Here is a 24541-nt window from a genome sequence, read left to right on the forward strand (position 1 = left end):
TTCCTACCATTGTTGCGACGCCATCATCTTTAGTTCTGCGAAACCGGCGTCATCACGCTTCTCGTTCAGGCGCGAGTTCGTCGCGTTCACCTGATCGGGGAAAATCTCGGTTCGGAGCTTGGTTTCGTATTCCTGCGCGGGCTCTGCGGCCTGGCGGGATACATGCAACATGAACGCGCGGAGATCTTCTTCCGCGAGCAGCCGGTTGATGTTGCGGTTGAGCATCCAGAAAGCACGAATGGGAAGACCCATGACTTCCCAATAGGTCATGCTGTAGTGCCGCATGACGCGCGAAAACAGGAAGGGGAACTCGATTTCGACCTCCCCGTCGGCATCAGCGGCAGTTACTTTTTTGCGTCGCCGGCCCCCTCGCCGCTCTCTGCCGCGGCAGCAGCGACCGCCGCCTCGACGTCGGCTTGGTCCGGGTCGAACATGCCGCGAATGAACGCGCCGACCACCGACAGCTTCTCGAACGTCAGCTTGCGCAGCTCAGCTTCGGGCACGTCCGGCACCGCGCGCATGATCGCGACGATCGTCTCGTCCAGCTGCTTGAGGATGTCCGTCTCGCCTTCGAGGCGCTTGGCGGCCTGTTGCGCGTCGATAAACATTTCGACCGTCATGTCCTGCACTGCGTAGCTCTTGCCGCCCAGAGTGATCTGGCGCTGGGGCTGGCTCGTCGGCAGGTTGTCGAGATCGAGAATCTTGACTGCGGAGTTTTTGCTCATGCTCTTTCGCTTCTTGATGTGGGTGAGCCGGCTTGCGCCGGCCCATTAAGTCGCCGCTGACTTATCTAAAGGTGCGTATTTTTACACGGGTGCGGTGCCGATCGAGAACACCTTCCGTGACAGCGGGTCCGGGAAGCCAGTGAACGTCGTGTCGAACACGCGTTCCTTGTCCACCTGATACGCGTAGTTCATGCCGCCTGCCGTTGCAGCCAGCGGAATAACGAAGTCCTCGGAGTAGTCGTTTGCCGGCTTCGCCTGCGGGTGCAGACGGAGCTCGCCCGCCAGGCTCAGCAGGTCCAGACCGACGCCATCCGTCACGACCACGCTCTTCTGCGGATCCGCCCCGCCGGTGAGCGTAGCGCCCGACACCGTCACGCCGGCGCCATCGCTCGCCAGCGTGAATGCGTTGCCGGTGGCATCCTGCGCCTGTGCGGTCGCCGTCACCACCGAGCCTGCGGCCGCATAGCTGGCGCTCTTGACCTTCGAATCGGTCGAGGCGGCCAGGGCGGTCGCAATCGCAGTTGCCTGCGCTGCCGTCGAAGCAGCGATCGCGATATCGGTCGCCGACGCTGCGTTCGCCTTGAACGTGAAGACAGTGCCGTTGACGGAGATCGTATCGTTGGCCGCCGGCAGCGCCGTGACCGTCAGCGAGCCCGTCGCCTTCGCGCCGCCCGTCGTGGTCAGTGTGGCGCCCGGCATCGTGGCGACGAGGTTGTCCAGCGTCGTTTCCGCCAGCGGCGCCTTGACCGTGACATCGCGCGACATGATGTTTTCGTTGATGGCGCTCTGGCCGAACTGGTCGACGTTGACCTTGTGGGTGTTCGTCTGGACCGTGACCGTCACGCCGCCTTGCGTATAGCCAAGATCCTGCCCCTTGTAGAAAATGGTGCAGATGCCCAGCTTTACGTTTTTGGTATCACTTGCCACTCAAAAACTCCTTTGCAAAGGATGCGATGATACGTCACCGCTGACTTATTACTCTATCGGACAACGTAGGCGCAGTCAATGTTGACCACGAACTCCTGCAGTCCCGATTGTGGGATCGGATAACCGATTGGCAGATGGCGCGGAATCACGTATTTGATCTGCGTGCCATCGTCGAGCGTTTCCTCGAGCATCGATGCCAGCGTGTTCATCGCGTCGTAGGCCAGCGCGCGCGCGGCGGTGTAGCCGTTCTTGCGCACGACAATTGCGAACTCGCCCCGATAGAACTTGGGAAGGTTCGGATCGATTGCCGTGCCCTTGTAGCTCTCCTTGAGCATGATCCCGTCGCAGCCCGCGCGCATCTCGTTGATGAAGATGCTGACGCCCGGCTTGCCGAGGTCCGCCGCGACGAGCTTCGGCACGAACATTTCCAGATTCACTGCCCCTCCTCGTTGATGATGGCCTTGACCTTCTTGCCCATCGGGCCGAGCCGCGAACGCACCGCGCGTTCCATGAACTTGCCGCCCACCTTGCCCGAGCCGGCGTCCTTCGCGATCGAGCCGTCGTCGAGCTTGAACGCGCCCGTGCCGTAGGGCGCCAGCCCCTCGTGCATGATCGCGGCGTATTCGGCGACCCGCTTCCCGTGGGCGTCGACGGCTGCTGGGTCTACCTCAATCGTGACCTGTGTGCGGTTGTTCATCCCACCGCGGTCCTCGACAACGTGGATGGCTTCCTCCAGATCGCCGTCCTTGTGCGGCGCGTTCTCCCTCGCTAGGCGCGCGATCGTCTGCGCCTCGTCACGCATGACGGTCAGGATCTTGCGGCTCGAGCGCTCGCCCAGCTGTGCCAGTTGAGCGGCAAGCAGCTCAGTGCTGAAGTTGCTTTTGACTAGACCCACGGCGTGCCCTCGATGACGTGGTGATCGAGCCGGCCGAACGTGTCATATTTTGGCTCGATCGACGTGATGCGAATCGTGATGTCGCGCGCCGTGAGCTTCGCGCCAATCGCTGCCGACGTGCGACGGTCAACCAGAATGCGCGCGACGACCGCGGCGTCTTCTGCGTGCTCGCCCGAGCCCGAGATCATCGCGCGCGAGTTGGTGGGTTTCACGCTCGACTGCGAGCGCACGATGTTGCACCCCTCCTGAACTGGCTTGCCGGCAATCGACTCGCCATAGAGGGTGTGCTCGAGCAGCGGAAAGATCGAGCAGACTGCGTTAGGCCGGAACATCGTCACCTCCATACGGACGCAGCTGCGCGTCCGAGTTCGGATGGAAGATCTCGTCGCGCACCGACATGAAACCCAACCGGCCCTTGGCGCCAGAGAGCGACACCAGCAGGCCGTGGTTGTCGTGAATCTCGTCCGGGTAGGTCACCTCGACCAAATCGACGCCGGCCGAGGCCGCAATCGTCGCGAACGTGTTGGCGTAGATGCCCTGCATCGCCCCTTTGACGAGCGCGGCAGCGTAGTCGGTTGTCTTCCATTTGCGCCCCAGCGTATCGAGCACGCGAAACGACACCGGCGCCTGGGCTTCGACGATGCGCGCCGCCACCAGCGCACCCGACATCGTGTTCGTGCCGGCCATGACAGCCAGGTCGACACGCGTCACGAAGTCGCGCACGCGGCGCGCAGCCGTCGCGGCGTTCTTCTGCGCGAGAGCGGACAGCGCACCCAGCAGCTCGGCACGCTCCTGGCGAACGAACTCGCTGCTGATGATCGTGCCCACGTCCGGGCTGGCGCCGGCGTGCTCGGCAGCAGCCGCCACAACGTCGCGCAGCGCCAGATCGATCACTGCCGCCAGCGCGGTCAGATAGCCAGCCTGCGCGCTGAGGCACTCGCGCGTGTATTGCGAGAGCGTGCTAGGCGCGGTCGGCGCGGCACCATACACGACGGACGCGGCGAGCCCGGTCAGGCCCATGTTGAAGCCCGTGGTGTGCCGAGCCACGTTCAGGCCCAGCGTATCGATGATGTGGTTCTTCATGAGCGGGAAAGGCGTGTGCGTTTGACGACGTAGCGCGACAGCTCCTTCATGGCGCGGTCGCAGATCAGCCGGCGGTTTGGTCGAACAGCCGAAAATGTTGTCGATGCATCCCCGATCGTCTCGGAGACAATGCCCTGCAGTCGCTTGGCGAGGACAGGATCGCCGCCCAGCAGATCGTCGGCCTCCATGACCTGAGCGCGCTCGCACGCGACACGGAAGTCGATCGGCAGGGACATGTATTGCTCCTGCGAAAACTGGACGATCGAATAGATCCCGAACTCCGGGAAGATGAAGTTCTGCCAGTTCTCCGACCAGCGGTAGCGGTATTGCATCTGGCCGAGGTTGTTGCGCGCCTGAATCATGGCAGCGACGCGCTCGGATCGCGATGCCTGCACCCAGCCGGTCAGACCCGGAATGTCGAGCGCGACGAGCTCGGCCTTGTTGAGCGTCTGGAACGAGTTGGTGCCGGGAATCAGCAGCTCCGTGCCCTCGAGCAGATATCGCGCATCCGTGAGGACACGGCCGGCAGCCGTGTCCATGAGCAGCTCGATCTGGCGCAGCGCGCGCACCTTCCCGGCGGGCAGCGCGTTGATGGCAGCCGGCACGGTGACCGTCACCGATTCGACGATGGAGCCAAACGCGATCGACGTCTCATCGAGCAAGACAGCGCCCTCTTCATCCAGCACGCGGTAACTCACCGCGGTTGGCGTAACCGGGTTGCCCAGGCTGTCAACGAACGGAATCGTCAGGGTGACGTCCGACGCGGCGAGATACACGTTCATGGGTTACACCGCCTCGGCGACGCTCGCTTCGGCCGGCGCTACGGCTTCTGCCGCGGTCGTTGCCTTTGTCACCTTTGTCGCAACCTCCGGGCCTTCCGGCGCATCAACCGGCGGGATCGGATTGACGTCAACCTTCACGCCTTGCTTCTCGAGGATGAGACGGATCAGCTCGCCGATACCGGTCGCCTTCACGCCCAGCGTGTCGCCGATTTCCCGCAGCCCTTTGATCCCGCGATCCGATGCGACACCTTCGAGGTATTCCTGCGAATACTCGACATGTGCTGCTGCCGGCGCGATGGTCGGAATGACGGCCATCGGCCGGGTCTGCGAATCGAGCACGAGTTGCGCCGTGCTCGGGTTCGAGCCGTCTTCGCGCTTGATCTTCACGATGTTGGCGAGGCGCCCGGCGGTGCGGTGGTCGACGTCAAACGCCGACTCGCCGTCGACGAAGTCAACGCCGCCAAACGAGCCGGTGAAACTCTCGTAGCCGGCCTGAACCATGCGGATCTTCATGTGGTGGAACTCCCTGTCCAAAACGGAAAAGGGGCATGGACTACATGCCCATGCCCCGCATTCTACCCTCTTAAATCACTAGTGACTTACCGTCAGGCTTAAATGTTGGTGACGCCGCGCAGACGAGCCAGCGAACGGGTCGACTTCAGAGCCGTGCCGCAATACCACTTCACGCGGATGCGGTCGGCGTCCTTGTTCTGCACCGTGCCGACGTCTTCGACGCGAATGCCCGCGTCCTTGCCGCCCCAGAGGCCGTGCATGCCGTCGAGCTCGTTCAGACGGACGGCATAGATCGAACACGTCTTGGCGTTCGTGCCCATCGTCTCGTCGTTCGCGAGCCAGTCGTTACGCAGGATCGGGATGCCGTTGTGAGCGAGCACCGCCTGGCCGAAATTCGGGATCTCGACCATCGCCGGCTGGATGCCGCCGGTCGCGTAGAGCAGCGCGCGGTATGCGCGGATCGTGCCCGGACGCATCACGAACGCGTCGGCGCCGTTGATGACCGCGTCGGCCAGCTCGTCCATCATCGACAGCGTCAGCGACGCACCGTTCGCGTCAGCGTCCAGCGTCATCGCCGAGGTGACCAACTGCGGCAGGCCGTCGAATTCCTTCGGGTTCTTCGCCGCGTTGCCCTGCGCGATCGTCTTCTTGAAGATACGGCCGACCGCCTTGGCCTTCATCGCGATCTGCGTCGCGCGCTGGTCGTTCGTATCCGAATCGGTTTCCTGCAGGAACTTGTCGACGTCCACGTCGCCCGCGAGGATGCGCAGCTTCGACACGACCTCGTCGAACGTGCCTGCGTCCTCGTTCACGGTGTCGTTCGGCGACAGGAAGTCAGCCGTCGGCAGCGTGTTCTCGCGGTCGTAGACGTAAGCCTTCCCGTTGATGCCGATGAAGGGGATCAGCGCGAAGAGCTCATCGCGTTCGATGATTTCCTCGATCACGCCGGCGACAAGCTGATTGTTCGACAGCTTCTCGGCTTCTGCTTGCAACAGAGGCATAGTTTTCCTTTCGAAAATAGCGATGATAACTCATCGGTGACTTACTTTATCAGGAAGCCACCGGGTTTACAAGATCCAGGCGGATCTCACTTGTTGCGTGCCGCCAAGCCCGCCGCGATCTTCGAACGACCCGTGCTCACTTTCGACGCTTCGGGTTCTGCATGCGGCGTCTGTTTGCCCCCCGTCGAAGAACCGACACCGGTGCGCAGCTTCGACTTGCGCAGCGAATCCTTGTCCGGGTCGATATCGACGAGCTTGGCGATCGCGGCTTCGAAGCTCAGCGGCTCGCCCTTCGAGTCGACGAGCACCGCGCGGTCCTTCGCGCCGGCCGGCTTGTCGAATGCCACGACCGCGCCGTCCTGGAACTCGAAGTGCGCGCCGTAGACACGCCGCGCCTTGGCCGGCGACAGGGTCAGCTCTTCGTTGATGAACTTCGAATTGCCGAACGCATTGCCGACGGACAGCTCCGCGATCTGAGCCTCGAGATCGCGCGAACGCTGCTCGGCGGCGGTCAGCTTTTCATCGCGCTCGCGCAGCTCGGCGCTGTGCTGCTCGACCATCTGCGACTTGAGCGCATCCCACGCGCCCTTCGCCTCCAACTGGGCCGTCTCAGCGTCCTTGCGCTGCTTCACCAGCTCGCGCAGCTCCTTCGCGTCCAGGCCGTCGAATTCCGCGAGGCGCGCGTTCACTCGCGCGAGCTCCTCGGACGTCTCCTTCAGCTTGGCCTTTTTGTCCATCACTTCACGAAGCAGTGCGGCTTCCGCATCCGACGGCTTGCCCGAGCGCGACCCGGCCGGGTCGCCTTGGCCGCCCTCACCACCCTGACCGCCCTTGTTCTTGCCGCCGCCATCGCCCGCGCCGCCACCTTCGCCGCCTTCCGGTGCGCCACCGCTGCCAGCCGGACCACCGCCGCCGCCCTTGCCGCCGTCACCGCCGTCACCCGCCGCTGCGTCCATGTAGCCGCCGCGCACCATCAACTGCTTCAGAAACCAACTCATGTTCTTGCCTACCTTTCGTTGACCGTTCTCTCGGTCGGGTTGTGTGATGGGCCTATCGCTTGGCCCGCTTTACTGCTCAGGACGACTTGACCAGTTGGTTCGAAACGATCCGGCCCGCCGTCTTCTGGAGCTCGCCCTTTCCCATCGGGGTCGCGCCTGCTCCAGGCGCCGCCAGCGCGTCCACCGGCGGCCAGTTCTTCAAATCAGCCTTCATCGCGCCGATGAGATCCTGCTTAATCATCGGGAACAGCTTGCGAATGACCGCTTCCATCTGCTGACGACGCACGCTGTCCGGCGCCTCGATGAGCGAGAGGCGTGCCGCGATGTCGAACTCGTCGTAGAGCCCGCGGACGTCGAAGTCCTTCGGGTAAGAAACCATCTGGCGCTCTTCGACCAGTGCGGCATTCGGCGCGATGTCGATCTCTTCGCCGTTCCAGCGCGCGGCGAGCTCGCAGAGCTTGCGTTCTGCCGCTTCGAGCGCGTCGGCCTTCGCCGCGAGCAGCGAGTTCACGCGCTCGAAGTCGTATGCCTTCGCCACACCCGAGCTGTTGTCGATGCCTTGGCTGTTGTCCTGCTTTGTGCGCTCGCCGGCTAGGCCGACCGAGTGGTAGATCTCGTTGATGATCTTGGAAACCACCTGCAGGATCAGCTCGGCCTGCTTCACGTCCGGCGAAATGAATTCAGGCTTGCCACCGCCCGAACCGTCGTAGGCGAAGATCCGCTTCGTGCCCATTTCCACCAGCTTGTCGTAGCCTTCCGTGCCCGACTCGATCGCTTGAGACGGGATCGTGAGCTGGCTGAACGTCTGGTCCTGAATCACCGCGTCGAGGTTCGACAGGTAGTTCGCGACCGCACGGTCGAGGTAGGCGACATCGGCGATCAGCGCCGGGGACGTGTAGACGTCGTCCGAGATCATGTTGTCGGCCCAGAACACCGGGACGACACCGAGCCCGTGCTTCACGGGAGCGTCTTCTATGATGATCGGCTTGCCGCGCTTGTATTCGACGCGGAACAACTGCGAGCTGTCGCGGGTCCAGAGGCGGTAACGCTCCATGACGTTGCCCGACGAGGTGATCGGGTTCCCGTCGTCGCGCTCCGTCTCGTAGAACAGGATCCAGTTAAGCTTGCCGAACTGGTCGAAGCTCATGTCCAGCGCGTGCTGCGGCTTGATGATGTAGGCGTAGACGCGGGAGTCCGTCGCCTTCTCGTCAGCGATCGTCTGCACTTCATCGGACTTCGTCGAGTCAACCACGATCCACACACGGCCGAAGGTCGACGTCCGGTTCGACACGCGCTTCATGAATTCCGTGATCGGTAGGTCCGATAGCGTCGCGCGCTTCCAGAACCGCTGCACGTAATCCGGCGCATCCTCATTGCGCTGGATCTCCATCTTGAACACGTATTTGTCGAGCAGGTCGACGACCTCGCGCGAATGGTTGAACCGATACGCTCGCGCCAACCGATCCTCGTATTCCTTCTCGCCCTCTTTGATGTAGCGATGCAAGTTCGCGACGAACCAGGCGCGGCCACCCTCGTAGGTTTCCTCGAGGAAGTCCCAATGCGCCTTCATCGCTTCATACAGCGGGTGCCGCCGAGCGATGAACTGTTGAAGCGTCTTTTGCGAGTAACTCATGTGCCTTACCTTTCGGGCCAGCGGCGATTAAATCACTGCTGACTTATCATGTCAATTACAGCGAAACGCCCATCACTTGAACCTCACGAACCGGGAACATGTATTGGACCGGGTAGCCCACCGCGTCGGCCATGTGGTCGAAGCCCGAATCCTTGTCGACCTCGCGCCCGCCTTCCTTGTAGATCGTCTGCTCGAGCGATCGGATGACCTCCTTGCAACGCTTGTCCACGCGCAGCCGGATCTTGCCGTCAGCAGTGCGTAGCATCCGGTTCACCGCGTTCACGCGATCGGCGACCGGCGGGTGCTTCTTGTGGTAGCGGATCCTCTTAAACCCCTTCTGCACGAAGATGTCCAGGTCGGACTCACCGCGCGCGTGCTGCCGGTAGCCGCCGGCCGGGTCGGGGAAGATCGTGACGTTGCCCATGAGCTTCCAGTAGAGGCGCTCGAGCTCGTCGCACACCTCCTCCGTGTTCGAGCTCTTCAGGCTCAGCTCGTTGACGATCCAGACCTCGCCGTTCTCCTGCGGCTGCAAAATGCAGCTCGACATCGGATCGATGTTGAAGTCCTGCCCCACCCAGATCGGCAGCGACGGGTTGAACGGGTAGTCGCCGACGTGCGTCTTTCGGTCGAACGGATAGTAGACCCGGCCGCTCATCGTCTCGAAGCTCGCCTCAAACTCCTGCGCGAACTCCTTCTCGCCCATGTCGGCCTTGGCAGCCTCAATTTCGGACTTCGGAATAAAGGGCGACGTGATGGTCGGGAACTGCCAGCTCTTCCAACGTCCGAGCATCTGGTTCTCGAGGTTCTGGCCGAGCGCGTAGAGGTCGTAGAGGAAGTTGTAGGACTTCGGCGTCCCGATGAACAGTGCGTGCCCACCCGTCGACGCCAGCGTCGGCCGCAATACCTTCGACCAGGCTTCCGGGTTGATGTCCTGCACCTCGTCCATGACGAGAAAGTGGACGCCCACGCCGCGCAGCGAGTCAGGGTTATCGGCGCCCTTCAGCTCGATCCGCGTGCCGTTGACCAGCAAGATCGACATCGTCGTCTCGTTGATCTTCTTGACCCACCGCCGCGGCAGTGCTGCGATCAGGTCCGGCCACATGATCTGCTTCGCCATCCGATAGGACGGCGCGACATACCAGATCAGCCGGCGCGCGACCTTGGCGTATTTGATGAGCGACACCTTGGCAAGCTGGGTCTTGCCCCAGCGCCGGCCTGCGACAACCACGCGGAAGCGGTGCGGCGACTGGAACACCTCCATCTGCTTCGGATGGAGGAAGATCGCCTCGACCTCGGACTGAATCGGTGTTGCCGCCTTCGCGGTCGGCAGGCCGGGCTCACGCAGCTTCATTAGCCACCCCCGCCGGCACTTCGTCGAAGTCGACCGTCATGGCGTCATCGGCCGCTACGTCGATACCGCCGTCCTCCTGCCGCTGCTGCATTTCGAGGATCTGATCCGCGGTCATTTCGTGGATCGGCAGCTCAGGCAGATCGCCAATCTCGTCCTTCTCGCCGTTCGCGATGCCCAGCACTTCGAAGCGCTCGGCGCGGCAGATCGATAGCGCCTCGGCCGCGAGCTTGAGCGTCTTGATCTCGTTCTGAACGGTGGCGAATGCCTGCCCGTCGCGCTGCGCCTTTACGAGTTGGTTCTGGATCAGCTGCGCAATGACCTTCGCCGCGCTGTAGTGGCTGTCTTTCGTCTCGCGAATCTTGCCGGCGATGACCGTCGCGTCGCCCGCAATCTGCTCTGCAACCTTCTGCTGCACCGCTGCATGCACTTCGGCGCGCTTCTCGCCCTTCTTCACCCCCGCCTTCGAGAACATCATCATCAGCGCTCGAGGCGTGCGCCCGAACCGCTCACCGAGCTCTTCGAGCGTCGCATCCCCCGACTGCCACAGGGCAATCACCTCCGCGCGCTGCTTCTCGGTCAGAGCTTTCGTGCCCTTCTTCGCACCGGGCGTCTTCTGCTCAGCCATCAATGCTCCCGACAAAAAAATAGGGGCACCCGTGATCGGTGTGCCCCTTGGAGATATGCGTAAACCTGAAAGCGAAGCATACCCCAATCCGGCCGTTATTGTAAATCACTGACGACTTATTTTTTGCGACGCAATTCGGCAGCGCCGTCCCCGTCCCGCACATCGTTCTCACCCTCCCGTCATGCCTGTCGGAACACCTTTCTAAAACCCTTCAGTCAATCAATGTAAATACAGTAAAGGTTTTAAAAAGGGTTCTTATATATAGGGAACACCCAAAAAGTGACAAGTTGGAAGAAAATTGAAAGGCCGCGGGAGAGGCCATTACTTTTCTTACAGCAAGCCACGGAAATACCAAAAAAGTGACAAGTAATCAGTATCCTTATGAATACAAACGATATTTCGTCTTCCAGAGACCCGCGGAACGGGAATGCCTGAAAAGTGACAAGTAAAGCATTTCGTAATAATTCCTCGGTTCTTTGGGTGGTTCGCTGGAGACTCCGGCGCAGGGGTCTCCATTCGAAAGCATTCAGTAAGATAGCGTGCCTCAGTCCATCAGCACCTCCTCGACGAAGCCCGGTTCGACATCAAATTCCTCGACCGTCACGAGCTCCGGAATCACCGACTCAGATAACTCACCGCTTACCTCGTTCACGACCGGGGCCGACGGGCGCACGGTGGGCGCGCTGGCGGGTTCCGGTCGCGGCGTCCCGGCAATGACGGCACTACCCGTCGGCGTGGGCGCCACGAGCCGCCTGACGCGCCCTCGGCGGTGTTCCGTGGCACCCCGGTCGATGAGGCCGTGCTTCTCGAGTGCGCGCAGCGAAAACTGCAGGCTCTCCTTCGTGGTGCGATACGGCAGCCGATCGAGGATCTGGTCGATGTCCGCCGGCGACCATCCAGCGGCCGCGGCGTTGCCCGCCACCACGACTTTCATGATCTCGATCTGCTTAACGGTCAGATTCATTGCCGCTCCTTGCACAGCCATTCCATCCGGCCATTTCGAGCCAAAAGTGAAATTTGCGCAGTGGTCAGCTCTTCTCTTGATGGCATGCGAAGCCAGCTAATCTCGTCGAAAGAACATCCTCTAAAACCGTCAATGTTGAAAACGCGTGTGTCAACCCTGCACCGGCCATCGCAGAACGAACTACTGGCGATTGCAAGAAGCTCAGGTCGATCACGCAACCGGCGTGCACTCATGCCCCCTCCAAGAGATCGAGTCGCAACGGTTCGTCCACTCCCTGCATGTCGAACGCGGACAGCGGCAGACGTGCCGGCAGCGCGCGCATGGCGCCGGTTGCCGCATCCCAATCCGGGTTCACCCACGCGGCATACACCGTCGCGCCGAACACCAGCTGCTGCGTCTGCTTCAGGAGGTAACCGAGCTCCATCTGCTCAACGCGTGACGTGCCGTTCAGCCGGTTGTCGCCCGACTTCTCCATCGAGCTGTTGCGGTAGTAGAAGGCGCGAAGCTCCTTCAGCGTGTGCTCGCGCAGGTAGTCGGGCATGCCCTCGATCTCTGCCTTGATCGCGACGTAGTCGTAGGCCGGGCTTTTGAAGTGTCGCGCGAAGAATGCGAGGCCCGACTCGAACGCCGGCGCCGATTTCGGCTTCACGAACCGCATGCCGGCCTTCGCCGAGAACGGGTTGTAGCGGCTCATGGAGCTGCGCGACTCAACGTAGCGAAAGCCCATCAGGCGGTATGCCAGATTCTTGAACCGGTAGGCAATGCCGCCACCGCGATACATCGTGTCCAGCACCGTGCGCGACGACAGGATCAGGTTCTTGTTGATCCATGCCATGCGCTGCACGTTCATCAGCTTCGTGTCGCGGCCGTTCTGGTTCGGACGCAGATGCGGGAACACCTGATTTCGGCCCGAGTCGAGCGGCTTCGGCACCGTGAACACCATCACGCCGATCGTCTGGGCCGGCGCGACGCCGTCGTCGACCACCAGGCGCATGTAGCGCGGGCCGATACCGTTGTTCGATGCCTTGTAGTGGAGCTCGTGGAGCAGTTGCCAGTCTTCCAGCGTGCCCCGCTCCACATACATGTGCTTGACGAGCGACAGCGGCCGCGTGCCGGCTGCCGGATCGCGCCACGCCAGGATCGGGCTATCCCGGTCGTCTGACGCCGTGATCGGCCCGGCAAGGTTCAATGCGGTGGCCGGCGTGCTCATTCGAAGCTCAGCCCCCGCGCGATGACACCGAACGAGGTCAGCCAGTCCTCAACCTGTGCCCTGGTGCGCGCGCCGGAGAACTGCGCCTTGACGACGCCGTCCTGGAGCACTCGCAAGTTCGGCACGCCACGCACGCCGAGCGTCTCTAGATCTTCTGGGCTGATGTCGGCTGCATTGATCTCGGTGCAGTTGAAACCGTAGTCGGCCTTGAGCGCCTGCAGCGCAGGCTTGAGCATCTTGCACGGGCCGCACCACGGCGCAGTGAAGATGACGACTTCGGGCGCCGTGCTCGAGCCGGAAAGGAGCTTGTCGTAGATCTGTTTCATCATGCCATCCGTTTCAGGAGTTCGAATGCCTCGTCGCGCGTCATCACACGCTCGCCGGCAGCGGCCGCATTCAGCTCTTTGAACGTCTCGACGCGCAGCTTTTCGCGATAGCGCTTCTCGATGTAGAGCGACGGCTGGAGGTCTTCCACGAGGTCGAGGTGGGTCGTCGCAACGATCACCGTCGCCCCAACCTTGCGCGCGGTCTTCTGCACCGCATACGCGATCACCTTCGCCGCGGTGCGGTCGAGCACCGCCATGAACTCGTCGGCCACCCAGACGTCGGCCTGGCTTTCGATCGCCTTCGCCAAGCGGAAGCGGTAGCGCTGGCCGTCGGACAGCTCGCCGGGCTTTCGGATGAACAGGTAGGCGTCGTTCAGCCCGGCGATGGACAGCAGCCGGATCGCGTCGTTGGTCGAGGTGCCGATCTGGTCGATCAAGGGAACGTCGGGCTCGAGGTGGACGTGGTCGAGGTTCGCGACCTTCTTGCCGGCCGCGTCCATCTGGTCGGAAAGCTCGCGCAGCAGCAGCGACTTGCCCGCGCCCGACTGGCCGGTGATGTAGACGACGTCGCCCTGCTCCACGTCCAGATTCAGCTCGTCGAAGATCACGAACTCCTTGTCGTCCAGGCCGAGGCCGAATGCCTCTGCCACCTCGACGACGCGCTGCGATCGCGCGACGCGGGTGTGGAACCGCTTGTCAATGAGATAGGTTGTCATTTAAATCATTCGTGATTTACTGTTGGCGCCGAATAAAAGCGATCAGCGCGTCTGCGCCGGCCAGGCCCGTTTCTGCCTGCACGCGCGCCATGAAGCGGGATACGTGGATCTCGTCGACGCCAGCGATGTCCTTGAACCCAAACACCTTCGCGAGCGGCACGCGGCGCGCACTGACCGCGTCCGCTTTCGCGTGTGCCTCTTCCTCCTGCTGCTCGACTGCTACCGCGACGTCCGGCACGAACGCGTCGACATTGAGCTCGCCGAGGTCGGCCGCGGAGAACTCGAGTTCCTTCGTGTCGAAGATGCCCACCAGCAGCGATTCGAGGCCGGCCACTTCCTCGCGGAACATGAGCGTGTCGATGCCGCCTTCGTTCGTGCGGTTGTCGGCGAGACGCAGCGCGCGTTTCTCTTCGTCGGTCAGGCCCGACAGGATCACGACGGGCACTTCTTCCATGCCGCGCTTGATGGCCGCCAGCCGCCGGCCATGGCCGGCGATGATCTCGCCGTGGTCATCGATGACGATCGGCTGGGTCCAGCCGAACTGCTCGATCGACTCGACGATCTTGTTCACTTGCGCGTCGTCGTGCTTCTTGACGTTCTTTGCATACGGGACCAGCGCGGCGACCTTCCAGACGTCCTCGCGACGGGTAACTCGGGGATGATTTCGGCTCATGCGGCCTCTTTGTTTCGGTAGAACTGCACGATCGCGGAGCGACGCGCGGAGAGGTGTTCCGTGGTGTCCTCCGGCTCGAATTGCGAAGCGCTATCGCACGCTTCGCAAATGGCCGGCTCGCGGTTGTGGAAGTAGCAGCGCTGGCACTCCGGGTAGAGGAACTCAGCGCGCGGGATGCGGGCAAAACCGGTCGGCTTCATGCGATCAACGTCCAGTCTTCAGCGAGCACGTCGGTCTGCGACGCGAGCCACGGCACGAACTTCTCGTCGGCTGTCTTCATGCCGATCCAGGGCAACTTCTCGCAGCCGAGAGCGTGCACGGAACCCGCGCGCGAATCGGGGTTGTAGTCGTAGCCGAACACGAGCGCGAGCCACATGCCCTTCCCATTCCATCCTGCCCGAGCGACTCGCTTGCCTGCCTTCAGTGCTTCGATTGCATCGCCAAAGGTCATGCCTTCGACCTGCCGATATGCACGCTCGAACACCGCCTTCGGCGACCAGCTGACGTAGCCGGCATAGAGCGCCGTGTTGGCTGCCCCGCCGTCTGCGTATTCGACGAGATAGCCCTCGTCGGCCGGGTTCTCGTCGGCCGGCACCGTCCAGCCACGCAACGTGTTGTAGGCGCCGCGCGTCATCGGTTCGGCGTTGACGATCTTGGTTCCGAGGTATCGCTTCACTTGTATGCCTTCATCAGATGGACGAAGGCGTTGCCGGCGTTCGTCATAGAGTCTTCCTGCGTGAAGCCCTGTTCACGTGAGGCTCGATCGATCGCGGACGTGATCCACGCGACATCCTCGACAGGCACCTTGAAGCGCATCACCTGATGGGTGGCACCTGCGCTCGGCAGCTCAGGCATCTGCGGTTCAGCGTCAGAATCCAGCTCGTCGAGATCTATACTCGAAGCCATGAGAATGTCGGTGAGCTCGCCGTCGGTGTAGGGCAGGAATTCGGCGACGTCGTTGCCGAGCTCCTTGAGCAGGCGTGACAGCGCGAGCGTGTCGTCTTCGCCGTAGCGACCGTTGTCGACGAGGCCAATCTCCTTCGCCGCTTTGTCGCTGATGCGGCCGACGTTGATGATCGGAACTTCCGTGAGCCCGATCCGCTTCGCGCTCTCCCAGCGGTGCTCGCCACCCAGGATTTCGAACGCGCCGTCGTCGATAGTTCGAACGACGACAGGTTTGTAGAGCCCACCAAAGCGCCTCAGCGACGCGTCAAGCTTCGCTTCGTTCTCCGGGCTCATGTGGTTTGTGTTCCAGGGGTTGGGTCGCAGCATGTCGATCGGGACGGTCGCCTGTGATACCTGGATGTGGGTAGCTGAACCTGCCATAATGGTGAGCGTAAGTTAAATCACTGCTTACTATACTTTTTGACCTCCTCTAAGGCAAGGCATATGACGACAATCGGGATCACGCTCGCCGCGAGCGCGGTGAATGCCAAACTGATCGGCGCCAGTCGAGAAGCGAAGCTGCTCGTGCGCGATACGCTGTCCTACCTCGTCGACGGCGCACAGTATTCGCAGGCATTCAAGGGCACGAGCTGGGATGGCCGCTCGAGCTTCTTCGACTTCAACAGCGGGACGTTCCCGGCGGGCTTCCTCTACAAGGTGCAGGCGAAGCTGCTGAAGGCCGGCTACCGGGTGAACGTGGTGCGCAACCCCGCGCCGGCGCCGCTCGGTCCGGAGCGCCCGGAGGTCGACGAGTTCGGCTATGACCCGCGCTACAGCTACCAGCCCGAGGTCGCTGACAAACTGGTCAAGCACCGGCAGATCATTGCCCGCGTCGCCACCGGGGGTGGCAAGTCCCGTATCGCGCGCATCTGCTACAAACGCATCGCCCGCAAGACGCTGTTCCTGACGACGCGCGGGATCCTGCTCTACCAGATGGCCGACGCGGTCGAGTCGAACCTAAAGGAGACGGCCGGCATCATCGGCGACAGCAAGTGGGACGGTTCGCGCCAGTTCACGGCCGGCATGGTGCAGACGCTCGCACAGGCGGTCGAACTCTGGACTGAGGAAGGCGAAATGCTCGCCTACCTGAAAAACCGCGACGCGGCAGAGGACCGCGAGGTCGAGAAACAGGCAACGCGGCTGAAGAAGCAAGGGTTGAAGGCGGCTGAGGTCAGCGCCGCCACCGCCACGCTGCGCAAGACGCTCGAGGCGCAGCGGCCCTCAGACGCGCAGGTGGTCGCCGACATTCAGGCGAAGGTGCGCGACCACAACAAGCGGCGCGATGAGGTCATCGAGTGGCTGAAGACGATCGAGTTCGTCATTCTCGAGGAAGCTCATGAGGTGTCGGGCGAGGGCTTCTACCAGTTGATGCGCCAGTGCACGAACGCGCACTACCGGCTCGCGCTGACCGCAACACCGTTCATGAAGGACAGCCCTGAAGCGAACCTGCGTCTCGAGGCATGCAGCGGGCCGGTCGCGATCACGGTGACAGAGAAGCAGTTGATCGACCTTGGCGTGCTCGCGACGCCCTATTTCAAGTTTATCCCGCTCCAGAACCACGCACCGCAATACCAGACCGAGGTGAAGGGCAAAGTGTTCACGCACCGGCTGTTTCGCTCGACGCCCTGGCCCAAGTGCTACGAGGTCGGCATCGTCAACAACGACGAGCGCAACCACGCGATCGTCTACGAGGTCGCGCGCGCGGCGAAGCACGGTCTGCGAGCAATGGTGCTTGTCGGCCGCAAGGAGCACGGCAAACGCCTCACCGAGCTGCTGACGGCCGCCGGCGTGCGCTGCAACTTCATCTTCGGTGAGCACGACCAGACGGAGCGACAGGCCGCGCTGAACGCGCTGCGCGACGATCGCATCGATTGCGTGATCGGCTCGACAATCCTCGACGTGGGCGTCGACGTGCCGGCCGTCGGTCTGATCGTGCTTGCCGGCGGTGGCAAGGCAGAGGTGCAGACCCGGCAGCGGATCGGCCGCGGGCTGCGCGCGAAGAAGCTCGGCCCGAACGTCGCATTCGTCGTGGACTTCGTCGAGGCGAACAACCAGACCCTTCGCGACCACCAGAACGAGCGGATCGCGATCATCAAGAACACGCCGGGGTTCGGGGAGAACATCGTGGCGGACTTCGACTACTCAGCTTTCAAGAAGGCGGCATAATGCGCAACTGCAAAATTTTCCTGCTCACCTACCTGTCCCTGCTGCTGACCACGCTGGCCGGCAGTGCGGCCGGGGTCGCAACTGGCGTCGGGGTCGCAACTGGCGTCGGGGCGGCAGATGGCGCCGCTGCTGCGCAGTTCCTCTGGGGCATCGTCGTGCTGACCACGAAGGAGATCGGGTGAGGGAGCGACTGCCCAAGCCGTAATCGTCCATGCGCTGACTATACTTATCCGTGTAGACAACGATCTAAGGGCTCTTCGGAGCCCTTTCTCATTTGCGGAGAAACACCTTGCCACGACCGATTGTCACCCTCATGCAGCGTGCCAAGGCGCTGCTGCCTGAAATCACCGCTGACATCGAAATTGATCGTGATGGCGTAGGTGCGCTCGCAACTTTGCTGTCGCGGGTAAACTATCGGCCTCACAGCCACGTATTGCCCGAGTCGCGCCAAGTGTGGCTCGATAGACTGAGCGAACGTAGCCTGCTGGCGATGAAGCCCGACCAGCGGATACGGACGTATCGCAAGTTTGCGCTCGATTTGACCGATCCTGCGCTCAAGGACATCGAGCAGGTGTTGGAGTGGCGCGCAAAGCATGGCGACTCGAACATGCCCGAGTCCCAGCGGTTCCCGGCTGCGCAGCTGACCGACGATGCGGCTCGCTGGCAACTGCCGATTCAGGAACAAGATGACGTGGAGAAGGTGGCCGATGCGCTGCTCGCAGACGCGGCGCTCGGTAATTCAGAATGGTCTGCGTGGTAATTGATGGAGCTGTCTATGAGAAAAATGATCGTCGTCGCCTTGCTCGCTGCATCGAGTTCGGCCTTCGCGCTGCCGCCGGGGAACATGGTCGAATTCAACAATCAGGTCGAGACGTGCAAAAAGTTCGGCAACGTCGGGGCGCTCTACTATCGGATGGCGGAGCAGGGGAAAACGCCGACCGTTCACATGAGCAAATACACCGAACCTATTCGGCAGACGATCGAGAGCGAGATCTTCGGCAACACGGCTTCATATAACGAGGAGTCAGCGTGGAAGTTTGCCTACTCCTACTGTTGGGACCACATCGATAGCGCCCTTCGCCAGATGAAAGCGGACGGTGCGGCAGAATGAGCGACATCACCAGAGCGCTGATCGTCGCATCTCCCCATATCGAGAAGATTCTATCCGGCGAGAAAACTTGGGAGATGCGGACTCGCCATGTTCACTCACGTGGCCCAATCGCACTTATTGCGAAGGGAACTGGCACTGTCGTCGGTGTCGCAGAAATTGCTGATTCGCTCGGGCCGCTCTCGGATGCCGACCTCTTCGCCAACGCATCACGGCATCGCATTGAAGGTCATCATCTAATCAGCCAACTGAGCGAAGGTCCTTTCCCGGAGGTGCCAAAGCGATGGTCGCACGCGTGGGTGCTTGAGAAGGTTCTGAAGCTCATTAAGCCGGTGCACTACCGGCATCCCAACGGGGCTCAGCAATTTGTTATCTTGGACAAGCCGGCCATCGAGGCAATAACGAAGCAGGTCGCGGCGCTCCGGAAATCGGCTGTATAAGGAAGCGACTTTCCACCCGGCGCCTGGCTGTATAAGGACGGGTCGCTTCCGCCAAAAAATTTCCGACGAAGCCCCACACTAAGTGCGTGCCTGCCTAAGACTACCCACGTCTGTCCGAAAGCGCTTGACGACTACAAATTTCCGTGTCCGGTAGTGCACCTTCCTCGCTATGCACTACCGGGCTCCGTTCGTCAGAGCGTCCAATCAACACGAAAAGAAAGACAATCGAAACGCGTGTTGTCAGTGTCCCATTGATCGAGTATCCGGGCGTCGTGCGCGCACGGGTCAAGCTCTGAGCGTTCGATCGTGTCGAGCATATCAGCGCGGGCATGTTCGCGGGCGCGTGAGACTTTGCAGGGGGCGTTAAATGCGGTCGTCATGGTGCAATGTGAGTTAGCTTAGGGCGGGCTTAGTGGGCGCATATCGCGCCCACTAAATCACCATTTACTTATCTTTCTTCGCCCCTTTAACGAGCGAAAGGGTGTCATCGCTTGCAGTCTCAACCATCTTTGCGATTGCAGCGATGAACGGGGATTTTTCGTTCACTTCCAGGGTTGCTTCTTTGCCCTTTACGCGAACCATCTTACCCATGCCCAGATACTTGCAGAACCCGTTAGAACCAAACGAGCGGGAATTCTGCGTGCCCTCCGTCGTGATACCCACCCCGCCAATGACGCGACGAAGCTTATTGACCAGAGATACATCGCGCACCACGTCAGACGTCGAATCGTCGCCCTTGCCCGTCGTCGCATAGACCAGTGCACTACGGGAAACCGCGCCCGCATGAATCGCGCTCAGAAGCGACAGAGCGGTAACACCATCAAGCATGGTGTAGTCTTTCGCATGCAAGCATGCGAGGAACTCAGACACGCGCTTTACTGCTTTCACGCCCATATTGTCGGCGATGGTCGACAGGAATTCGATATCGGAGATCTTTGCGCGCTTGAGCATGCCCGCAGCGAAAACGCAAAGCTTGTCGTCCCAATACTTGCGTGCGGTTTTCAGGTCTTCGCACTCGCCCGCGCGCCCTTCTTTCTTGGACCAACGATCGTTAGCCCGGTTGATTGCGATCATGACGTTTTCGAGGGTGAAGACGTTTTCTTGTGCGTTCATTTTGATTACCTATTAAGAGTGAAATTTATCTATTGTTCGCTGCGTCGCTTTGTGTAACGCAGTGTTTGTATGGTAATTGAACCATTCGCATAAGTCACTAAGGACTTATTAATCGAGGATCGCAGGAGCGTTAGAGGCAATCTATTTGAGCTGCCAGCACACCCGTAGTAATCGCGCGTGCGCGCACTCTTGCTATAGGTGACGTTAACGGGTGCCCCGCTGGCGGAGGTAGTGCGAAGCGCGATGCTTCGTGGATCTGATGATCGATGGATTGGGCGGGCTCGGCGACAAGCTCAGGTCGGCCAAGTAGATGCGCAATACGAAAGCGCCGTTTTCGTCCAAGAAGCGCCATACCGGGCCGCGTTTTGGATCCGAAATCGGCAGAGCAAGGTTGGAATGGTGACGCCCTCTTCCGCGGCGTGCCAGGTGGGCTGACAAAAAGCAGCCGAGCGAGCACGGATGCGCTCAAACTCGGCCAAAAAGCTTCACCGCTACGGGGATAGGCTCACTCAGGTAAAACAGTGCCGATGTCGCGCGGTCAGTGCGTCCAGGTCATCGATTGGGAGCGCCCGGCACGCATCTGGCGGTGCTCGGTGCGGGTGCGCAGTTCGCGCAGCTCCTCATGCTCTTGCATACGCTCCATGTCGGTCATGCCACGATCTTCATCGTCACGGCAGAGGGCGGATTCGACATAGACGCGGTGTGCAAGCATAGGGTGACCTCTCTTTTGAATTCGTTACAGCGTCATCGCTGCGATGACATGAATTCTGCAGATCTATGCTTGGCGCACGGTTGGATAGATGGGTGGCGCTATTCCTGCGCCAAGGCGGTCATTGTAAGCGGGAGCTTATCGTCCCGCGCCCTAAATTTTACCGGCGCCCTTTCCATCGACGTGGTGCAATTGCATTGAGCCAATCCGCTGCCCGGCTCAATGCAATTGCTGATACCGCGACGATCACCATCGCTGAAATCCAGCCGACGATAGCCGCAATCATTCCAGATCTCAACATAATTCCGCACTCCCAATTTCTACATCTGAAATGGTATCGAGCGGTTCGAGGAGTCTTGTTGCTCCCCTCGATGGCTGGACTCAGTGGATTTTGGATTCGGGTGGATTCTGAAAAATCTAGGAATCCGCCCTTACCCCAGATGCGAAATCATATGCAGGTGCCTGACGAGGTTCACCATCGAGAAGCCGTCGTCGAAGCCGATCACTGACATGCAAAGGGCCGCAAAACCCGTCGCTGCGCCGAACACCGTCGTCAGTCGTTGCAGCAGCGCATTTGTCTTGGCAGGCCGCGGCGCGCGCTGAGCCACCCCTTCTGTCGGGGCGATATCGATCGTGATCTCTTCAACACGGCTGAACGACAGCACCTCGATACCGGCGTCACGATACGCCGCGGCGATCTGCTCGAACCATCGTTTTTGCTTGACCTCGTCACGCGGAAAAGGCGTCTCCAGCCTCACCACATGAAAGTTTTGATTCGCGTCAAGGCAGTCAAATTTCACGATTCTCATAGCATCCCCGGCAGTGCCCCTATTCTCGAAGCAGGCGATGTTACAACACGTAACAGGTTATAACAATAAGTCACAATAAATTTATTCTCACCCCGAATCGTTTCACATATAAAAATTATCCAAGGAATTGTTGTTCATATCGGTGAACGGCCACTTCCGGGCCGTCCGATGCTCAATACCAGCGATGGCAGGGGGCCGATGCGAAGCGACGCTCTTCCGTGCGCTGTGTCTGCCGGGCCATCAGATATGCACTTCGTGGACACGCCCCGGCAGACCGGGCGCCGAGGTAGACATTTCGCTCGATGAACGTCCGCAGACGATTCGCTGCCTCATGCGTTGTCACACTCATCGTGCACCTCCATTGACCGACTTGATACGCTTCGGCATCGCGCAGCGTCGCTCACGGGCCGCGTGAATCGGGCCACCCATGAGGAGATCGATCACCCACCAGCACACCGCACCGATGAGCACCGCGGCACCGATGACCAGCAAGACGGCACAGAACCATTCGAACTGTTCGAGCATGTCGCCCTCCCCCTTATGCGAGCGACGGCGTGACGCGGAACGGATCCACTTTGACCAGATTGCCCTGATCGTCGGTCGTGAACAGACCAGGCTGGCCGTCATACACCTTGTAGAGAAAACCGAAGCGGCGTGCGAGAACGGGAAGGCAGAGGTGGTGTTGCATGGTGAAAGCCCGGTTGTGTTGAAGAGCTTTCATTCTCGAGATCGGGCTCTGGAGCACCGCAGGACGCTACAATCGACGCACTACAATTCCGAATCGGGGATAGCCATGAAGCGAATCATCTTCGGCGTCACATTGCTGACGGCGGTGGCTTGTGCCAATGCACAGGCTAGTCCGCCCTCCCGGACCTTCTATAAGGGCTCTAATTTTTTGCGGCTGACGCCGAGTGAACAGATGGGGTATCTGCAAGGCGTGATCGACGGTTTCGATACAGCGCCAGATCTATATAACGACCAGGATTCGCCCATGCGCCTAGCCATCTATAAGTGCAGCAAAGCCATGGACCTCCACGGCAAGCAACTCTATACGATCGTCAGCAACTACATGCAGGCAAACCCGGAGCGGTGGGAATACAGCATGGGCGAACTGGTGCTGTTCGCCATGGCTCAATCTTGCAAGAAGGTGGGGATACCCATCAACTGAATCGAAACCTTATACGGCGCGCCTTGGAAACTTATAGGGCGACATGCCAACCTTATATGTGACTCTTATAGGGCCGCGGCTGTCCAAGGAGCTCCATACCGGCGCTGATCTTGGATATTTTCGGCATGGTCGATTCCTAGGAAGCCCCGTCCAGCTTGGCAGACAGGACAATTGGCCTTCCTTGGCGGGGTGCCGGGCGGTATAAGAAAATTTCCAGGGAGCACGTTTTTAACATGACGATGCGGCCCGCCAGCCTCACTTTCTTATACGGCGCACAACGCGGTGAGTGCGTGAGGATGGGGTATATATGGGAATGTGTGGATGATCCATATACGATGCGTGCACTCTCCTATCCGCGCCGGTATTGGGATGGCACGAGTCGGTGTTGTTGTCCTCTTCCGTGCTCTTCTCATCGTTCGAGCCATCGATCATTCTTCTGTTTTTCTCTACTGTTCTGGGCCAGCGCTGCCTATCCCTGACGTCATGAAGTCTCCCTGAAGCCGCACGGAAGCATTGCGCCCTCGGATTCTTGCGATTACGGTTCAGAATCAAGGACTTATTGCGCACATTTCACTACCCTCTGTTTCGAGGCAGAAAACGTCCAAGTTTTCACGCTGTTCGCGGCCCTCTCACCAGAAAATGAACAGGGATTCTTTCCTCTAAAGTGCGTGCGTTCTCACCCTGATTGCCATGACGAAGCGCTACCTCGAACGGAACATTGTCTCGGTCATCCAGCAGCTCAATGCGGAGGGAATCGAGCGAGTTTCTTCGATGGAAGTGGCGTCTCGGCTGGGTGAAAGCAGGACAACAATCGGCAGGTATTTGAACGCGCTGGTGGATTCTGGGCGTCTGGATCGTGTCGGTTCTGGATCAGGAACCCGCTACGTGCTGGTGAATATCGGCGATTGGCTGGACCGGAAATCCGCGGCAGCCGGCGACTTCGACGATTCGGGCGCAATGGTGTCGTTCCAGGCTTACCAGGCTGCTGACGCGTATGTGCGTCGGCTATCCCCTCTCGTAGGCGAACGTGGCGCTCGCAGGAAGGGGAAACGAGTCGGGATCGTAGTCGTTACGCCTGACCGCGGCGCGCACGGTCGATACGCGGCTCGGATTCTGGGCGCTCTCTCGCGGAAGATCCACGACCTAGAGACTGAAGGGCTCGGCGTGGAGCTCACCGCGATCGGCCAACTCGCGGGTGACTTCGTCGCGGGGGCCGGACTGCCGATCAAGTCGTCGATCGAGAAGATCCGGTCCGGGTCGAAGCTCGAAGGGTTGATCGGTGCGCTCAACAGTCATGCCGAAGGTTATGTCGCAGGGCGTCTGCGCGCGATCTACCTCGTCCATGCAGGGTTTATCGAGTCTGCGAACAGCGGCATTGTGGTGGATCGCGTATTACCGCTTGATCCCGATTCCGTTGCGCATGACGGAGCAGACGAGGCGCTAGCGCCCGACATTGTGCGTCGCTATATCGAGGCAGTTGTGCTTCGGTCCGTGTGCGAAACCATTACGCTGCAGGCTGTATTGGCAGCTGGTGATTGAGTTACGTCTTTGGAGATTTAAACGATGGTGGAAGGTAAGATTGTTCAGTGCATCGGCGCCGTTATCGACGTGGAATTCCCGCGCGACAGCATGCCGAAGATCTACGACGCGCTCATTCTCGA

Annotated in this window: 35 protein-coding genes; 8 read left to right on the plus strand and 27 right to left on the minus strand. The window is 60.6% G+C overall.

The annotated features are described in order from the left end of the window. Positions 1 to 3: 3 nt before the first annotated feature. The 22 genes from WS89_RS01090 to WS89_RS01195 form a co-directional block, all read right to left on the minus strand. Positions 4 to 270 carry a hypothetical protein gene (locus WS89_RS01090; protein ID WP_156440488.1) on the minus strand — a complete coding sequence of 89 codons (267 nt, stop codon included), beginning with the start codon at positions 268 to 270 and terminating at the stop codon, positions 4 to 6. A 74-nt stretch (positions 271 to 344) separates the two neighbouring features. Further along, on the minus strand, positions 345 to 725 hold the full coding sequence (locus WS89_RS01095; RefSeq protein ID WP_059608975.1) for a hypothetical protein: 381 nt from the start codon (positions 723 to 725) through the stop codon (positions 345 to 347). Between the two features lie 81 nt (positions 726 to 806). Beyond that, the gene (locus tag WS89_RS34395; RefSeq protein WP_218921286.1) at positions 807 to 1652 is read right to left on the minus strand and encodes a hypothetical protein; all 846 of its coding nucleotides are present in this window, start codon (positions 1650 to 1652) and stop codon (positions 807 to 809) included. Positions 1653 to 1705: 53 nt separating this feature from the next. Further along, entirely contained in the window at positions 1706 to 2089 is a 384-nt protein-coding gene (locus tag WS89_RS01105) for a phage tail terminator protein (protein WP_059789211.1), read from the minus strand. Continuing rightward, a complete protein-coding gene (locus tag WS89_RS01110) occupies positions 2086 to 2547 on the minus strand; it encodes an HK97 gp10 family phage protein (protein ID WP_059789212.1) in 462 nt (153 codons plus the stop codon). Before WS89_RS01110 ends, WS89_RS01105 begins: the two co-directional genes overlap by 4 nt. Continuing rightward, the gene (locus WS89_RS01115; RefSeq protein WP_059789213.1) at positions 2538 to 2891 is read right to left on the minus strand and encodes a hypothetical protein; all 354 of its coding nucleotides are present in this window, start codon (positions 2889 to 2891) and stop codon (positions 2538 to 2540) included. The genes WS89_RS01110 and WS89_RS01115 overlap by 10 nt, the downstream gene beginning before the upstream one ends. Beyond that, positions 2866 to 3630, minus strand: coding sequence for a hypothetical protein (locus WS89_RS01120; RefSeq protein WP_059789214.1), 765 nt, complete (start codon positions 3628 to 3630; stop codon positions 2866 to 2868). Before WS89_RS01120 ends, WS89_RS01115 begins: the two co-directional genes overlap by 26 nt. After that, positions 3627 to 4412: a hypothetical protein gene (locus WS89_RS01125; protein WP_059789215.1), complete on the minus strand. Its 786-nt coding sequence runs from the start codon at positions 4410 to 4412 to the stop codon at positions 3627 to 3629. The genes WS89_RS01120 and WS89_RS01125 overlap by 4 nt, the downstream gene beginning before the upstream one ends. Before the next feature lie 3 nt (positions 4413 to 4415). Beyond that, complete coding sequence (locus WS89_RS01130) at positions 4416 to 4925, minus strand: hypothetical protein (RefSeq protein ID WP_059789216.1); 510 nt, start codon at positions 4923 to 4925, stop codon at positions 4416 to 4418. Positions 4926 to 5023: 98 nt separating this feature from the next. Continuing rightward, a complete protein-coding gene (locus tag WS89_RS01135) occupies positions 5024 to 5926 on the minus strand; it encodes a major capsid protein (RefSeq protein WP_059789217.1) in 903 nt (300 codons plus the stop codon). A gap of 86 nt (positions 5927 to 6012) precedes the next feature. Continuing rightward, positions 6013 to 6900 (minus strand): DUF6651 domain-containing protein, encoded by an 888-nt coding sequence (locus WS89_RS01140; protein WP_059789218.1) that lies wholly within the window; start codon positions 6898 to 6900, stop codon positions 6013 to 6015. 100 nt (positions 6901 to 7000) lie between these two features. Beyond that, positions 7001 to 8557 (minus strand): hypothetical protein, encoded by a 1557-nt coding sequence (locus tag WS89_RS01145; protein WP_059789219.1) that lies wholly within the window; start codon positions 8555 to 8557, stop codon positions 7001 to 7003. Positions 8558 to 8612: 55 nt separating this feature from the next. Continuing rightward, a complete protein-coding gene (locus WS89_RS01150; protein WP_218921287.1) occupies positions 8613 to 9908 on the minus strand; it encodes a phage terminase large subunit family protein in 1296 nt (431 codons plus the stop codon). Then, entirely contained in the window at positions 9895 to 10533 is a 639-nt protein-coding gene (locus WS89_RS01155; protein WP_059789220.1) for a hypothetical protein, read from the minus strand. Before WS89_RS01155 ends, WS89_RS01150 begins: the two co-directional genes overlap by 14 nt. A 544-nt stretch (positions 10534 to 11077) precedes the next feature. Continuing rightward, complete coding sequence (locus WS89_RS01160) at positions 11078 to 11497, minus strand: hypothetical protein (protein WP_156440489.1); 420 nt, start codon at positions 11495 to 11497, stop codon at positions 11078 to 11080. 229 nt (positions 11498 to 11726) lie between these two features. Then, positions 11727 to 12707, minus strand: coding sequence for a hypothetical protein (locus WS89_RS01165; RefSeq protein ID WP_059789222.1), 981 nt, complete (start codon positions 12705 to 12707; stop codon positions 11727 to 11729). Beyond that, positions 12704 to 13033 (minus strand): thioredoxin family protein, encoded by a 330-nt coding sequence (locus WS89_RS01170; RefSeq protein ID WP_179949829.1) that lies wholly within the window; start codon positions 13031 to 13033, stop codon positions 12704 to 12706. The genes WS89_RS01165 and WS89_RS01170 overlap by 4 nt, the downstream gene beginning before the upstream one ends. Then, on the minus strand, positions 13033 to 13749 hold the full coding sequence (locus WS89_RS01175) for an ATP-binding cassette domain-containing protein (RefSeq protein ID WP_082741744.1): 717 nt from the start codon (positions 13747 to 13749) through the stop codon (positions 13033 to 13035). Before WS89_RS01175 ends, WS89_RS01170 begins: the two co-directional genes overlap by 1 nt. A gap of 16 nt (positions 13750 to 13765) precedes the next feature. Then, positions 13766 to 14422, minus strand: a complete 657-nt coding sequence (locus WS89_RS01180) for a ParB/Srx family N-terminal domain-containing protein (RefSeq protein ID WP_059789224.1) — start codon at positions 14420 to 14422, stop codon at positions 13766 to 13768. Then, a complete protein-coding gene (locus WS89_RS01185) occupies positions 14419 to 14622 on the minus strand; it encodes a hypothetical protein (protein WP_059789225.1) in 204 nt (67 codons plus the stop codon). Before WS89_RS01185 ends, WS89_RS01180 begins: the two co-directional genes overlap by 4 nt. Then, positions 14619 to 15098, minus strand: coding sequence for a DUF2829 domain-containing protein (locus tag WS89_RS01190; RefSeq protein WP_059789226.1), 480 nt, complete (start codon positions 15096 to 15098; stop codon positions 14619 to 14621). Before WS89_RS01190 ends, WS89_RS01185 begins: the two co-directional genes overlap by 4 nt. Then, positions 15095 to 15748, minus strand: a complete 654-nt coding sequence (locus tag WS89_RS01195) for a ParB/RepB/Spo0J family partition protein (protein WP_059789227.1) — start codon at positions 15746 to 15748, stop codon at positions 15095 to 15097. Before WS89_RS01195 ends, WS89_RS01190 begins: the two co-directional genes overlap by 4 nt. A 39-nt stretch (positions 15749 to 15787) precedes the next feature. On the opposite strand from WS89_RS01195, the gene WS89_RS01200 reads away from it, so the two are divergent. From WS89_RS01200 to WS89_RS01220, 5 genes are all read left to right on the plus strand, one after another. Further along, a complete protein-coding gene (locus WS89_RS01200; RefSeq protein WP_218921288.1) occupies positions 15788 to 17533 on the plus strand; it encodes a DEAD/DEAH box helicase in 1746 nt (581 codons plus the stop codon). Then, positions 17533 to 17715, plus strand: a complete 183-nt coding sequence (locus WS89_RS01205; protein WP_059789229.1) for a hypothetical protein — start codon at positions 17533 to 17535, stop codon at positions 17713 to 17715. The genes WS89_RS01200 and WS89_RS01205 overlap by 1 nt, the downstream gene beginning before the upstream one ends. A 107-nt stretch (positions 17716 to 17822) precedes the next feature. Beyond that, positions 17823 to 18293 carry a hypothetical protein gene (locus WS89_RS01210; protein ID WP_156440490.1) on the plus strand — a complete coding sequence of 157 codons (471 nt, stop codon included), beginning with the start codon at positions 17823 to 17825 and terminating at the stop codon, positions 18291 to 18293. 15 nt (positions 18294 to 18308) lie between these two features. Next, positions 18309 to 18644: a hypothetical protein gene (locus tag WS89_RS01215; RefSeq protein ID WP_156440491.1), complete on the plus strand. Its 336-nt coding sequence runs from the start codon at positions 18309 to 18311 to the stop codon at positions 18642 to 18644. Further along, positions 18641 to 19081: a hypothetical protein gene (locus tag WS89_RS01220; RefSeq protein ID WP_059789232.1), complete on the plus strand. Its 441-nt coding sequence runs from the start codon at positions 18641 to 18643 to the stop codon at positions 19079 to 19081. Before WS89_RS01215 ends, WS89_RS01220 begins: the two co-directional genes overlap by 4 nt. A gap of 444 nt (positions 19082 to 19525) precedes the next feature. Here WS89_RS01220 and WS89_RS01225 read toward each other — a convergent pair whose 3' ends face one another. From WS89_RS01225 to WS89_RS33535, 5 genes are all read right to left on the minus strand, one after another. After that, positions 19526 to 20194: a hypothetical protein gene (locus WS89_RS01225; RefSeq protein ID WP_059789233.1), complete on the minus strand. Its 669-nt coding sequence runs from the start codon at positions 20192 to 20194 to the stop codon at positions 19526 to 19528. Between the two features lie 538 nt (positions 20195 to 20732). Beyond that, positions 20733 to 20906: a hypothetical protein gene (locus WS89_RS33530; RefSeq protein ID WP_155753740.1), complete on the minus strand. Its 174-nt coding sequence runs from the start codon at positions 20904 to 20906 to the stop codon at positions 20733 to 20735. 428 nt (positions 20907 to 21334) lie between these two features. Further along, positions 21335 to 21703 (minus strand): hypothetical protein, encoded by a 369-nt coding sequence (locus WS89_RS01230; RefSeq protein ID WP_156440492.1) that lies wholly within the window; start codon positions 21701 to 21703, stop codon positions 21335 to 21337. A 354-nt stretch (positions 21704 to 22057) separates the two neighbouring features. Beyond that, positions 22058 to 22237: a hypothetical protein gene (locus tag WS89_RS01235; RefSeq protein ID WP_059789235.1), complete on the minus strand. Its 180-nt coding sequence runs from the start codon at positions 22235 to 22237 to the stop codon at positions 22058 to 22060. A gap of 13 nt (positions 22238 to 22250) precedes the next feature. Then, entirely contained in the window at positions 22251 to 22433 is a 183-nt protein-coding gene (locus WS89_RS33535) for a hypothetical protein (RefSeq protein WP_156440493.1), read from the minus strand. 72 nt (positions 22434 to 22505) lie between these two features. On the opposite strand from WS89_RS33535, the gene WS89_RS01240 reads away from it, so the two are divergent. The 3 genes from WS89_RS01240 to WS89_RS31520 all read left to right on the plus strand — a co-directional run. Beyond that, on the plus strand, positions 22506 to 22880 hold the full coding sequence (locus tag WS89_RS01240; protein ID WP_059789236.1) for a Rap1a/Tai family immunity protein: 375 nt from the start codon (positions 22506 to 22508) through the stop codon (positions 22878 to 22880). A 690-nt stretch (positions 22881 to 23570) separates the two neighbouring features. Continuing rightward, positions 23571 to 24419: a F0F1 ATP synthase subunit gamma gene (locus tag WS89_RS01245; RefSeq protein WP_059789237.1), complete on the plus strand. Its 849-nt coding sequence runs from the start codon at positions 23571 to 23573 to the stop codon at positions 24417 to 24419. A 24-nt stretch (positions 24420 to 24443) separates the two neighbouring features. Next, the coding region (locus WS89_RS31520) for a hypothetical protein (protein WP_156440494.1) at positions 24444 to 24541 on the plus strand (98 nt) is incomplete at its 3' end.

The organism is Burkholderia sp. MSMB1072 (genome assembly GCF_001524725.1).
Classification (GTDB): domain Bacteria; phylum Pseudomonadota; class Gammaproteobacteria; order Burkholderiales; family Burkholderiaceae; genus Burkholderia.

Excerpts from the sequence above, each read along its gene's own strand:
- WS89_RS01215 (WP_156440491.1), top strand. The coding sequence starts at position 18,309 with ATGAGAAAAATGATCGTCGTCGCCTTGCTCGCTGCATCGAGTTCGGCC.
- WS89_RS01235 (WP_059789235.1), bottom strand. The coding sequence starts at position 22,237 with ATGCTCGAACAGTTCGAATGGTTCTGTGCCGTCTTGCTGGTCATCGGT.
- WS89_RS01170 (WP_179949829.1), bottom strand. The coding sequence starts at position 13,033 with ATGAAACAGATCTACGACAAGCTCCTTTCCGGCTCGAGCACGGCGCCC.
- WS89_RS01090 (WP_156440488.1), bottom strand. The coding sequence starts at position 270 with ATGACCTATTGGGAAGTCATGGGTCTTCCCATTCGTGCTTTCTGGATG.
- WS89_RS01225 (WP_059789233.1), bottom strand. The coding sequence starts at position 20,194 with ATGAACGCACAAGAAAACGTCTTCACCCTCGAAAACGTCATGATCGCA.
- WS89_RS01180 (WP_059789224.1), bottom strand. The coding sequence starts at position 14,422 with ATGAGCCGAAATCATCCCCGAGTTACCCGTCGCGAGGACGTCTGGAAG.
- WS89_RS01160 (WP_156440489.1), bottom strand. The coding sequence starts at position 11,497 with ATGAATCTGACCGTTAAGCAGATCGAGATCATGAAAGTCGTGGTGGCG.
- WS89_RS01095 (WP_059608975.1), bottom strand. The coding sequence starts at position 725 with ATGAGCAAAAACTCCGCAGTCAAGATTCTCGATCTCGACAACCTGCCG.
- WS89_RS01205 (WP_059789229.1), top strand. The coding sequence starts at position 17,533 with ATGCGCAACTGCAAAATTTTCCTGCTCACCTACCTGTCCCTGCTGCTG.
- WS89_RS01130 (WP_059789216.1), bottom strand. The coding sequence starts at position 4,925 with ATGAAGATCCGCATGGTTCAGGCCGGCTACGAGAGTTTCACCGGCTCG.
- WS89_RS01115 (WP_059789213.1), bottom strand. The coding sequence starts at position 2,891 with ATGGAGGTGACGATGTTCCGGCCTAACGCAGTCTGCTCGATCTTTCCG.
- WS89_RS01150 (WP_218921287.1), bottom strand. The coding sequence starts at position 9,908 with ATGAAGCTGCGTGAGCCCGGCCTGCCGACCGCGAAGGCGGCAACACCG.
- WS89_RS01140 (WP_059789218.1), bottom strand. The coding sequence starts at position 6,900 with ATGGTGCGCGGCGGCTACATGGACGCAGCGGCGGGTGACGGCGGTGAC.
- WS89_RS01135 (WP_059789217.1), bottom strand. The coding sequence starts at position 5,926 with ATGCCTCTGTTGCAAGCAGAAGCCGAGAAGCTGTCGAACAATCAGCTT.
- WS89_RS01165 (WP_059789222.1), bottom strand. The coding sequence starts at position 12,707 with ATGAGCACGCCGGCCACCGCATTGAACCTTGCCGGGCCGATCACGGCG.
- WS89_RS33535 (WP_156440493.1), bottom strand. The coding sequence starts at position 22,433 with ATGAAAGCTCTTCAACACAACCGGGCTTTCACCATGCAACACCACCTC.
- WS89_RS01195 (WP_059789227.1), bottom strand. The coding sequence starts at position 15,748 with ATGGCAGGTTCAGCTACCCACATCCAGGTATCACAGGCGACCGTCCCG.
- WS89_RS01185 (WP_059789225.1), bottom strand. The coding sequence starts at position 14,622 with ATGAAGCCGACCGGTTTTGCCCGCATCCCGCGCGCTGAGTTCCTCTAC.
- WS89_RS01220 (WP_059789232.1), top strand. The coding sequence starts at position 18,641 with ATGAGCGACATCACCAGAGCGCTGATCGTCGCATCTCCCCATATCGAG.
- WS89_RS33530 (WP_155753740.1), bottom strand. The coding sequence starts at position 20,906 with ATGCTTGCACACCGCGTCTATGTCGAATCCGCCCTCTGCCGTGACGAT.
- WS89_RS01175 (WP_082741744.1), bottom strand. The coding sequence starts at position 13,749 with ATGACAACCTATCTCATTGACAAGCGGTTCCACACCCGCGTCGCGCGA.
- WS89_RS01120 (WP_059789214.1), bottom strand. The coding sequence starts at position 3,630 with ATGAAGAACCACATCATCGATACGCTGGGCCTGAACGTGGCTCGGCAC.
- WS89_RS01245 (WP_059789237.1), top strand. The coding sequence starts at position 23,571 with ATGACGAAGCGCTACCTCGAACGGAACATTGTCTCGGTCATCCAGCAG.
- WS89_RS01145 (WP_059789219.1), bottom strand. The coding sequence starts at position 8,557 with ATGAGTTACTCGCAAAAGACGCTTCAACAGTTCATCGCTCGGCGGCAC.
- WS89_RS01125 (WP_059789215.1), bottom strand. The coding sequence starts at position 4,412 with ATGAACGTGTATCTCGCCGCGTCGGACGTCACCCTGACGATTCCGTTC.
- WS89_RS01240 (WP_059789236.1), top strand. The coding sequence starts at position 22,506 with ATGAAGCGAATCATCTTCGGCGTCACATTGCTGACGGCGGTGGCTTGT.
- WS89_RS01155 (WP_059789220.1), bottom strand. The coding sequence starts at position 10,533 with ATGGCTGAGCAGAAGACGCCCGGTGCGAAGAAGGGCACGAAAGCTCTG.